At 51.2% G+C, this 10,923-nt stretch carries 7 protein-coding genes; 1 reads left to right on the top strand and 6 read right to left on the bottom strand.

Annotated elements, in window-relative coordinates:
* Positions 1-19 precede the first annotated feature (19 nt).
* On the bottom strand, positions 20-604 hold the full coding sequence (locus ACYU8Y_RS06710; protein WP_460935478.1) for a peptidylprolyl isomerase: 585 nt from the start codon (positions 602-604) through the stop codon (positions 20-22).
* A 176-nt stretch (positions 605-780) separates the two neighbouring features.
* On the opposite strand from ACYU8Y_RS06710, the gene ACYU8Y_RS06705 reads away from it, so the two are divergent.
* Positions 781-7,248 (top strand): alpha-2-macroglobulin family protein, encoded by a 6,468-nt coding sequence (locus ACYU8Y_RS06705; protein WP_460935476.1) that lies wholly within the window; start codon positions 781-783, stop codon positions 7,246-7,248.
* Positions 7,249-7,263: 15 nt separating this feature from the next.
* Here ACYU8Y_RS06705 and ACYU8Y_RS06700 read toward each other — a convergent pair whose 3' ends face one another.
* The 5 genes from ACYU8Y_RS06700 to trpB all read right to left on the bottom strand — a co-directional run bounded on the left by ACYU8Y_RS06700 (position 7,264) and on the right by trpB (position 10,872).
* Complete coding sequence (locus ACYU8Y_RS06700) at positions 7,264-7,638, bottom strand: RidA family protein (RefSeq protein WP_460935474.1); 375 nt, start codon at positions 7,636-7,638, stop codon at positions 7,264-7,266.
* 85 nt (positions 7,639-7,723) lie between these two features.
* Positions 7,724-8,059, bottom strand: coding sequence for a phage holin family protein (locus ACYU8Y_RS06695; protein WP_460935472.1), 336 nt, complete (start codon positions 8,057-8,059; stop codon positions 7,724-7,726).
* Positions 8,060-8,155: 96 nt separating this feature from the next.
* Entirely contained in the window at positions 8,156-8,764 is a 609-nt protein-coding gene (hisIE, locus tag ACYU8Y_RS06690) for a bifunctional phosphoribosyl-AMP cyclohydrolase/phosphoribosyl-ATP diphosphatase HisIE (RefSeq protein WP_460935470.1), read from the bottom strand.
* Between the two features lie 16 nt (positions 8,765-8,780).
* Positions 8,781-9,617 carry a tryptophan synthase subunit alpha gene (gene trpA / locus ACYU8Y_RS06685; protein ID WP_460935468.1) on the bottom strand — a complete coding sequence of 279 codons (837 nt, stop codon included), beginning with the start codon at positions 9,615-9,617 and terminating at the stop codon, positions 8,781-8,783.
* Between the two features lie 55 nt (positions 9,618-9,672).
* Positions 9,673-10,872 (bottom strand): tryptophan synthase subunit beta, encoded by a 1,200-nt coding sequence (gene trpB, locus ACYU8Y_RS06680; protein ID WP_460935466.1) that lies wholly within the window; start codon positions 10,870-10,872, stop codon positions 9,673-9,675.
* Positions 10,873-10,923: the final 51 nt, after the last annotated feature.

Here is a 10,923-nt window from a genome sequence, read left to right as displayed (position 1 = left end):
TGTTCCTGTAAGCTACCTACTATTCCTTAACCACGAACCCGGCCTTTTTTAACTCAGCCGCCGTCAGGTTGATCACGTTGACATCCAGCTTAATCGGCGATAAGGGTGTATCGGTAGTGTCGGTTTTAACGGCAACGATGGCGTCGATCACGTCCATCCCCTTAAAAACCTGCCCGAATACGGTATATTTATCATCCAGCCGAGCAAGGCCTTTCTTGTTCTGAACGATATAAAACTGACAACCCGCCGAGAGCATTTGCGGATTATTATCCCGTCCGGCACCCACAGCGCCGTACACGTGCCTGATCGTCGGAACAAATTCCGGTTTCAGCAGGTAAGGTGAATCGGCAAATCCTGCCGGTGTGTCAGGACAGCCGCCCTGTGCGACAAAATTGTTGATGACCCGATTGAACGTAAGCGTATCCCAATAGCCGCTGTTGGCCAGTTTTGTAAAACTGGCTTTATGATTGGGGGTCTCATCGTAGAGCCAGAAAAGAATTTCTCCTTTGTTTGTTTTGATCTGACCTATCGGATAGGTTTTTGGTAAATGAGGTGGGGTCAGAAAAGTAGCGAGATATAGTAAGAGCAGCGGGATGGTCGGCATGATGGGAATAGTTTATGGAACTGGTACGCTTAAATATAAGAAAGGAACAGCCATCGCCGGTAAAATGTCTTGAGTATCGATTAAACCCTTCCTCCCAAATCAGAGTCATAGTGACCATTGTTGTGGAAAAATAGATATAGATTCATCTATCCCAACGACTCACCTGGCTATACACCATGAACGCTTATCTGTCTCTTTTCTTTATGCTGATGGCCATGGCTGCGTCGGCACAAAATCGCCCGCAGCCAACCTATGCCGCCGATTGGCGACGCGCCGATTCGTTGGCATCCAAGGGGTTACCAAAGTCATCGCTGCAAATCGCCAATCGAATTTATAAGGAAGCGAAAGCAACTCAAAATTACCCGCAGGTAGCGAAAGCGGCCATGGCTCGAATGATCTTTCGTAGCTATTCCGATGAAGATGCTTATGTCGAACTTGTCAAATCCCTTCAACTCGATATTACCGAGACGCCTGAACCCGCAAAGTCCGTTTTACAATCGGTTCTGGCGGATATCTACTGGCAGTATTTCCAGCAAAACCGCTATAAGTTTTACAACAGGACGACACTCAGCCAGACGACAAAGAGTCCGAGGGGAAGTGGTAAAACCAACGATACCCCTACGGGCACTACTCCGGAGAAATCGGCAGATACAACCGCCTATTTCAGAACCTGGGACGCCCCCCACCTTATAGAAGCGATAACAAACGCTTACCTGAAATCGCTGGAATCCCGTGAACTGTTGCAGAAAACACCCGTTGCCGCCTATGATGTCCTGCTCGAAAAAGGAGATGCTGATGCGCGCCCACTTCGCCCGACGCTTTATGATTTACTGGCGCACAGGGCCATTGACTTCTTTCAGAATACGGAACCTGATCTGCTGAAACCGGTTTTTAAATTCAATCTTGATCAGCCGGGCTATCTGGCTGGCCCGGATGTATTCGCCAAATTAGCCGTTCAAAGTCGGGATTCGCTATCGGGCCGTTTTCAGGCGCTGAAACTCTATCAGCAGTTGCTGACCTTCCATTTGCTGGATACAACGCCCGACGCTTTAGCGGATGTCGATGTACTTCGGCTCCAGTTTGTGCATCGGAATAGCGTCGTCCCTGGTAAGGATTCCCTCTACCGGCAGGTGCTTGACAAGCAGATCGTTCGGTTCAAGAACCAACCTGCCGAAGCTGTTTATGGCTATCAACTGGCGTTGTTTTTATCGAATCAAGGTGGTGATATTCGCGCGCTCGACAATGCTGAACCGGATCGCCCAAATCCGTTTCGCTGGAATAACAAGCAGGCCGCTGATATCTGTCAGGATTTGGTTCGCCGTTTCCCTGCCACACTGGCTGCAAGACAGGCCCGTCAATTGCTGGACCGGTTAATCAAACCGTCCTATTCACTCGAAGTGGAACATGTGAATGCGCCCAATCAACCGTTTCGGGTGTTGGTGAACTATCAGAATATTGGCAAGGTACTTTACCGGGTCATAAAGATCAGTGTTCCCGAGTTGCAGGCTTATCGGAGTAGAACTAGCGAGGAAAACCAGAAGAAGTTTTTTAGTGCGCTTCTGAAACGCCCCGTCGTTCTGGAAAAATCAGTGACGATGCCCAACGATGGCGACCTGAATCGGCATGCTGTAGAAATGCCCATAGCGGGTTTACCTATGGGGCACTATGTGTTGCTGGCTACGAATGAAGAGAGATTCCAACTGGAGTCAGAGCTAGTCCAGCATACAACGTTTACGGTGTCTAATCTTGGTTATATCGCCTTGCCTGGCAACAATACGGAATCGAGCCAACTGATTTATGTGACTAACCGACTTTCTGGTGAGCCGGTGAAGAAAGCATCGGTAACGTTGGTGAATACCCAGTCATTCGGTGCGCTCAACAACCCCAATGCCAGCCAAACCGATACCGATGGCCGCCTGAAAATTCCGGCAAGTGCTTTGCCTACCCAAGCCAATTTCCAATACCTGATCACGTCGGGTACGGATACGCTGCTTTCGGACGCCCAGTATTATTATCGGTATACTAATCGGGCGGAAATTGAACAGCCCCAGACCTACGCCAAACTGTTTACGGATCGGGCGATTTACCGACCCGGCCAGCTGATCTACGTAAAGGGCTTGCTGTACAACGGTAAAGCAAATCAGTTTGCCGTTGTTGCCAACGAGGAGGTTGCTCTTGAACTGCTCGATCAAAATGGGGAACGTGTTGCTCAACAAACGCTCAGGACCAACGAATTCGGTACGGTCTCGGCTACGTTTACCGCGCCCACGGGTCGGCTAACAGGCACAATGAGTATTCAAACCAGCCATGGCGGTGCCAGCATACGGGTCGAAGAGTATAAGCGGCCCACGTTTGAAGTTAAGGTCGATCCAATAAAACAATCCTTCAAACTAGGTAATACGGTAACGATAACGGCGCTGGCCAGGACATTTTCGGGGGCGGTTGTCGATGGGGCGGCCGTTCGCTATCGGGTAACGCGTAAAGTCCGGCAACGGTGGGATCGGTACTCTTGGAGTCGGATCGCCTACAACACAAACCAGAGCGAGATTACCAACGGAACCGCACAGACGGATGCTCAGGGGGCAATTCGTATCGCTTTCCCGGCTACGCCCGACCTGGAGAAATCACGTCAGGATAACCCCGTTTTTGAGTTCGATATAACCATCGATGTAACGGATAAGGCGGGCGAAACGCGCAGTGCGGCTCAAACGCTTGCCATAGGCTATTCGGCCTTGCAGGTAAGCTTGGCCATTCCTGAGCAGATAGAAAAGGATGAGCCGGTTTCTTTCCCGATAAAAATTACGAATCAATCGGGCGAAAAAGTTACAGCCAAAGGACAGTTGACGGTGCATCGGCTGCAACCACCCAGCCGCCCCTTACGGAATAGATTATGGGCTCGCCCCGACAGGCAATTGCTGAGTCGGGCAGAATTTGAGAAATTATTTCCCAACGATCTGTATGCCAAAGAAATGGAGCCCAGCACCTGGCCCAAAGGAGAGCTCGTTCAGCAGCAGTCGATCAACGCGCCTATCGATTCGCTGATCAAGCCGGATATAAGCCGATACGTTCCGGGAGAATACGTGGCCGAGTTAACGGTTGTCGATTCGTTGGGAGAAACCACAACCGAGCGCGCTTTTTTCGCGGTTGTAGATGACAACCAGCCGGTAGCCTCGGCCCGGTCCGATAGGTGGGTACAGGTGCGTAAGGCCACCGCCGAACCGGGCGAAGAGGCTATCTTCTGGGTAGGCACACGTCAGCCGGGCTGGGTGTTGATGACGGTTGAGGAAAATCAGAAAGTTGTACGGCAGGAATGGCTAAAGACCGAGGGACGCCCCCGGCGTGTAGCTTTGCCAGTCACGGAGAAACAACGGGGTGGCTTTGCCGTCCATTTTGCCATGATTCAGAACGGACGTCTGTATCAGGAATCGCAGACCGTTACGGTACCCTTTACCAACAAGCAGCTCACCATCGAAACAAAAACGTTTCGAAGCAAGCTTAAACCCGGCGAACGTGAAGAATGGACATTAACCATCCGTGGTCTGGACAAGAAACCCGCGGAACTGGTTGCTACGCTTTACGATGCTTCGCTGGATGCGTTTGACCGGCTCGACTGGCCCACATCGCTTTATCAATTGTATCAAACCAATTTTTATGGCTGGCAGACCAGCAGCTTCAATGCCTTAGGTAGTAGTGCGCTGTTCCATCATTATCGGCCTGAAGCACCTCTGCCTGGCCGTCGGTATGATAGGCTAGGGTGGCTAGGCTACCGGTTTTCCCCTCGTGGGAGTCGTCCATTTACGCACATACCTATTGGCCCATTTGGTGTATCGGGCGACGCTATACGGATAGCCGTCCGTCGGGTGGGGAATGTGATTAGTGGGACAATGAAACGCAAAGATGGATCGGCCGTGCCGGCCGTTAGCGTATTCATAAAAGAGACAACAACAGGGACATTGTCAGACGCAAAGGGCCAGTTTTCATTAACGGTTCAATCGCTCTCGAAAGAAGTAACATTGGTTTTTTCGACAGTTGGTTATATAACGAATGAAGGTGTTCTCAAACAAAAATCAGCCTCATTCCAGCTTATGCCTGATGCACTAGCCCTTAGCGAGGTCGTTGTGACTGGATACGGTACCGAAATGCGACGTAGTGTAACCGGGGCCGTTGCTAAAATGGCCGCACCCATGCAGGATGCCGCGGCCAATCAACAGGGGGGAGGAGAACAGCGAGAGGCTGCTGCCGCTGAGTCACAGGCTAACCCGAAATCCCAGCCAACTCAGGATCCGAACCCCCGGCGTAATTTCAACGAAACGGCTTTTTTCATCCCACAGGCTCAAACGGATAAAGAGGGGCGGGTTGTTCTGAAATTCACCATGCCGGAAGCTCTCACGCGCTGGCGGCTGCTGGCATTCGCACACACAAAAGACCTGAAAATGGGTACGCTGGAACGAGAAATTATCACGCAGAAAGAATTGATGATAACGGCCAACGCACCCCGTTTCCTGCGCGAAGGCGATACCATTCGGCTAACGGCCCGGGTGAATAATCTCAGTGAAAAAACGCTGCCTGTGCTGGCAAGCCTTTCGTTGCTCGATGCTCTAACGGGTGAGCCCATCAATCAGAAACTAACAAAAGCAACCCTGCAATCAACGGTCAACGTAGCGCCGGGGGCCGGGCAGGCTGTTGGCTGGACACTGGTTGTTCCGATGGGTCTGGAAGCCATAACCTGCCGACTGACGGCGCAGTCGGGGCTGTTTACGGATGGCGAAGAGTTCACCATTCCGATTCTGCCGAACCGAATGCTGGTTACCGATACCAAACCATTCTGGGTAAATGGGTCGGGGCCGCGTACAACGGAAACAAAGGAATTTAAATTGAAGGAACTGACGAATCTATCTCCTGAATTGCCTGTGCAACACGAACGGCTCACGGTAGAGGTAACGAGTAACCCAGGCTGGTATGCGTTGCAATCGCTGCCGTATCTGATGGAATACCGTTACGAATGCGCTGAGCAGTTATTCAGCCGATTGTATGCGAATAGCCTGGCTACGCACATCGTCACTAGCAAACCTGCTTTCAGACAGGTAATTGCTGAGTGGCAGAAAACACCACCGACAGGCCCGCTTCAGTCGAATGAGGAACTGAAAGCCGTGACTTTAGAGAACTCGCCCTGGTTGGCTGATGCTCGATCTGAGGCAGATCGGCAGGCAAAACTAGGCCAGTTGCTGGACGTGAATCGTATGGAAAGCGAACAGGTGCAGGCGTTTGAAAAATTAAAACAGCTACAAACGGAGAGCGGCACTCCAGCCGGGGGTGGTTTTCGGTGGTTTGGTGGCATGGAGCCCAACCTGTCCATAACGTTGCACATCCTGAGTGGACTGGGTCATTTGCAGAAGCTGGGGGTTCAATTCCCGGCTGAGCTACAAGCGAACTTGACCGAAATGCAAACCCACGCTATCCAATACGCCGACGCAGAAATGAAACAATGGTTCACGGAGCAGAAGAAGGTTGATGGACAAAAGAAAGGAAAAGTAGTTGGGCCGTGGTATTTTTCCGCCATACAGTATCTGTATGCCCGTAGTTTCTACCTGAATACGCCCATCGACAAAGCCGTACTAACCTATCTGAAGCAACGGGTAGCTGACGATTGGTTAAATCAAAGCCTGCAAGGACAGGCTCTGGCAGCCATGGCGCTTAATCGCTTCGGTGATACCAAAACGGCAGAGGGTATTCTGCGTTCGCTGCAGGAGCGGGCGCGGGAGTCTGAAGAGTTGGGTATGTATTGGCCCGAAAACCAGAGCGGGTTGTATTGGTACCAAACACCCATTGAAACGCAGGCATATCTGATCGAAGCGTTTGACGAAATCAAGCAGGATCGGGCTTTAGTCGATAACATGAAACGCTGGTTACTGCGGCAGAAACAAACGCAGTCATGGTCATCGACCAAAGCCACTACAGAAGCCGTTTATGCACTCTTGCTGCGGGGGAGCGATTGGCTTGGTACGGGTGTAAACACACGCGTAAGCCTGGGCGGGCAATCCATTGAAAGCCGCGTGACAAAATCAGATGCCATCACAGGTTATCAGAAAGTGACGTATGCGGCCAGTGAAATCAAGCCGGAGATGGGGACGATTCAGATCTCGAAAACGGGTGATGGGCCCGCCTGGGGTGCCCTATACTGGCAACACTTTGAACCCCTCGACCGGGTAGTGCCGGGTAGTGCAGGCTTATCCGTTCAGAAAACACTTTATGTGCAGCACGACTCGCCGGGTGGCCCGGTTATTACACCTGTATCATCGGAATCGGCAATTAAACCGGGCGATCTGATCAAAGTGCGGCTTATACTTAAAAATGACCGCGCTATGGAGTATGTTCACCTGAAAGATGGTCGGGCGTCGGGGTTTGAGCCGGTAGCAGCTCTGTCAGGTTATAAATACCAGAATGGTCTGGGGTATTATGAGTCCCCCCGTGATGCCAGTACGGACTTCTTTTTAAGCTATTTGCCTGTTGGCACACACGTGTTCGAATACGACCTGCGGGTTGCCCAAACCGGCGACTTCTCGGCGGGTGTCGCTACGGTTCAGTGTTTCTACGCACCTGAGTTCTCGGCCCATTCTGCCGGTGAGCGGGTGAACGTAAAGTAGCCCGAACGCTCCAGGTTACACTACGGCGATAGCTTCTAATTCAATCCCGAAGCCGTAGTGTAGCGGTGAGCAGGGCACAACAGAGCGGGCAGGCCGGTGGTCGCCAAAAAAACGGGCATAGACTTGATTGACCGTGGCCCAGGCAGAGATGTCTGAAATGAAAACGGTTACTTTCAGAACCTTGCCGCGCTGGCTACCGGCCGCCTGTAGAATGGCGTCGAGATTGGCCAGAATCTGTTCTGTTTGTTCTGCAATAGGAGCCGTACTTAGTTTCTCGCCGGTTGTCGTAATAGGCAAAATACCCGACAAATAAAGCTGCCCATTATGAACAACGGCCTGGGAATAATGCCCACCCGGCACAGGAGCGTTGGGCGTCTCAATGAATGTCATGGAAGTTGATTTAGGGTAAGCATTAAATGACAAGCGCCATATCCTGAGATACGGCGCTTATTAATTTTGACTATTGGCATCTACGTTACACAATGGCGTCGATCAGTGCCGTTACAATGGAAACGACAATACTGAAAAGCAACGCGGCAATAAAGCCCGTAACGTGAAAATTAGGAATCAGATAAGCCGTTAGGTAAACCATTAATACGTTAAGAACCAACAAGAACAGGCCTAGTGTAATAATGGTAATCGGAATGGTCAGCACCGTAAGAATAGGCTTGATAAAGGCGTTCAGAAAGCCCAGCACGATGGCAATGATCAGGTACGTGCCTGGACCACCCGATACAGAAACACCCGGAACAAAGTAGGCGGCTACCCAAACGGCTACGGCACTGATAAGAATACGGATAATGAGTCCCATAAATGATCGGTTTAAATGGTCAATGATGAATGCTACCTGCGGCAGAATCGCCTACGTTTAACAGGGAACACGGAATCTTGAACATGAAACCCGATTCTATTGTTTGACGTGACGTGTCTGCAACACGGCGACAATATCGTCTAAATTCATATTTTTCTGTTCCAGCAGGACCAGAAAATGAAACAATAAGTCAGCTGCTTCTCCTTTGAACAGGTCGTCGTTATCATCTTTGGCTTCAATAACCAGCTCGACGGCTTCTTCGCCAACTTTCTGGGCAATCTTGTTTACACCCCGCCCAAACAGGCTTGTCGTATACGACTTTTCGGATGGGTTTATCTTCCGGTCGTGAATGATGTTTTGCAGATAGTTAAGAAATTGACCCTTTCCCTGATTTACCTCATCGAAGCAGGTGTCCGCGCCGGTATGACAGGTTGGGCCGTCGGGAGCCGATTTAATTAACAGCGTGTCACCGTCGCAGTCGATCAGGATTTCCCGAACATGCAGGAAATTACTGGATGTTTCGCCCTTGGTCCAGAGCCGCTGCTTGCTTCGGCTAAAAAACGTGACTACCTGTTCGGCAACGGTTTTATCGTAAGCCTCACGGTTCATATAACCCAGCATCAGAACTTTGCCGGTTTCGGCATCCTGAATTACGGCCGGAATGAGACCGTCGGGGGACTTATCAAAATTAATCTCGGGATTCATGCCGCAAAGGTAGTCGTTAGGACCGAATCGTTTCTACAAACGCCCGGATGCTCTCGGCCGATGTTCCTTTCTCGGCCAAATGCCGGATAAACGCACTGCCGACAATGGCCCCGTTGGCGTACTGGCTAGCTGTATCGAAGGTTTCATGGTTGTTGATACCAAAGCCAATCAGGCGCGGATTGCGCAGGTTCATCTCCTGAATCCGTTCGAAATATGCTTTCATACTGTTACTTACGCCTTTCACAGAACCCGTTATGCTGGCTGACGAAACCATATAAATAAACCCATCCGATTCCGCATCAATGAGTCGAATACGGGCCTCGGCCGTTTGGGGCGTAATCAGATTGACATTGAGAATGCCATACTGCCGGAAGGTCGATGCGTATTCATCCAGAAACAGGTCCAGTGGCAAATCGGGCAAAATAACCCCATCAATGCCCACTTCCCGGCACTTCCGACAAAAGTTTTCAACTCCGAATTGAAGTACAGGATTGATATAGCCCATTAAGAGAATGGGCACGGTGATTGGGCTTGTGGCATCGGTCCGGCAACCGGCCAACTGAGCAAAGAGCGTTTTAAGCGACATGCCATTGTTGAGAGCCTGTTCGTTGCTTTGCTGAATGGTTTCACCATCCGCAACGGGATCGGAGTAGGGCATGCCAATTTCGACCAGATCGACGCCAGCTTCCTGCAACCCGCGCAGAATGGTCGTTGTGTCGTCTAGATTTGGGTATCCGGCGGTAAAATACACATTCAATAGCCGCTCGCTTTTTTCTGCGAAGAGGCTGGTGATCCGGTTAGCAGTAGCCCCGGCCATCTCGACCGGTTGTTGCTGGGTTAGGGATTGAATCATTGATAATGCAGGTAGAAACCCGCTTTAAAAGGCAGCCTGTGGATTTCCACCCGCTCTACAGAAACTTTGAATACGTGCTTAAATCTTTATCCCCACGGCCTGACAGGCACACCACGACTACATCGCTTGCGTTGAGATTCATCTTCTCAAGGGCGGCCAGTGCGTGCGCTGTTTCCAGGGCTGGAATGATGCCTTCGAGTTTGCTCAGTTGAAAACCGGCCTGTAACGCTTCATCATCCGTAATGGCGTAAAAGTCGCCCCGTCCCGATTCGAACAGGTGGGCGTGCAGCGGGCCAATACCCGGATAATCAAGACCCGCCGAAATAGAGTATGGCTCCGTTACCTGTCCATCATCCGTCTGCATCAAAATCGTGCGGCTTCCGTGCAGCACACCAGGCTTGCCAAGAGCGGTCGTAGCGGCAGAATGCCCCGAACTAACTCCCTGACCAGCGGCTTCGGCTGCGACCAGCCGAACGGATGGTTCGTTCAGGTAATGGTAGAACGCTCCGGCGGCATTGCTGCCTCCGCCCACACAAGCCACCATATAATCGGGATTTTCGCTGCCCGTTTTGGCGAACAATTGCTTTTTAACTTCCTCTGAGATAACCGACTGGAATCGGGCCACCATGTCTGGATAAGGGTGTGGACCCACTACCGAGCCAATGATATAGTGCGTATCGACCGGGTTGTTAATCCAATGACGCATCGCTTCGTTGGTGGCATCTTTTAGGGTTTGGCTGCCCGACGTTGCCGGAACAACCGTAGCCCCCAGCATTCGCATCCGGTCGACGTTGGGTTTCTGGCGTTCCATATCGATGCTACCCATGTAGACAATACACTCCAGGCCCATCAGCGCGCAGACCGTTGCCGTTGCTACCCCATGCTGACCAGCACCCGTTTCGGCCACAATGCGCTTCTTGCCCAATCGCTGAGCCACCAGAATCTGGCCAATGGTATTGTTTATTTTGTGCGCTCCGGTATGGCAAAGGTCTTCGCGCTTGAGGTAAACTGTGGCCCCGATGTGAGCCGACAGGCGTTTCGCCAGAAATAAAGGCGTTGGCCGACCAACATAATCGTCAAGCAATTGCCAGAACTCGGCCTGAAAGGCAGGGTCCGCAATGATATTCAGATAATTCTGCCGTAATTCTTCGACATTCGGGTAAAGCATTTCAGGAATGAACGCTCCACCGAAGTGGCCATAAAAGCCTTTATTCGATACCTCAAACGAGGTTTGTGGGTCAAGAGTGGTTTGCATGGTACTAATGCTTTATTAATCGTAAGCCTAACGCTAGAAGGTGCGGGGCCG

Source organism: Spirosoma humi (assembly GCF_054776575.1).
The sequence above is the reverse complement of the archived record's forward strand: the minus strand, read 5'-3'. Positions and strand labels throughout refer to the sequence as shown.

Excerpts from the sequence above, each read along its gene's own strand:
- ACYU8Y_RS06710 (WP_460935478.1), bottom strand. The coding sequence starts at position 604 with ATGCCGACCATCCCGCTGCTCTTACTATATCTCGCTACTTTTCTGACC.
- ACYU8Y_RS06705 (WP_460935476.1), top strand. The coding sequence starts at position 781 with ATGAACGCTTATCTGTCTCTTTTCTTTATGCTGATGGCCATGGCTGCG.
- ACYU8Y_RS06700 (WP_460935474.1), bottom strand. The coding sequence starts at position 7,638 with ATGACATTCATTGAGACGCCCAACGCTCCTGTGCCGGGTGGGCATTAT.
- ACYU8Y_RS06695 (WP_460935472.1), bottom strand. The coding sequence starts at position 8,059 with ATGGGACTCATTATCCGTATTCTTATCAGTGCCGTAGCCGTTTGGGTA.
- hisIE (WP_460935470.1), bottom strand. The coding sequence starts at position 8,764 with ATGAATCCCGAGATTAATTTTGATAAGTCCCCCGACGGTCTCATTCCG.
- trpA (WP_460935468.1), bottom strand. The coding sequence starts at position 9,617 with ATGATTCAATCCCTAACCCAGCAACAACCGGTCGAGATGGCCGGGGCT.
- trpB (WP_460935466.1), bottom strand. The coding sequence starts at position 10,872 with ATGCAAACCACTCTTGACCCACAAACCTCGTTTGAGGTATCGAATAAA.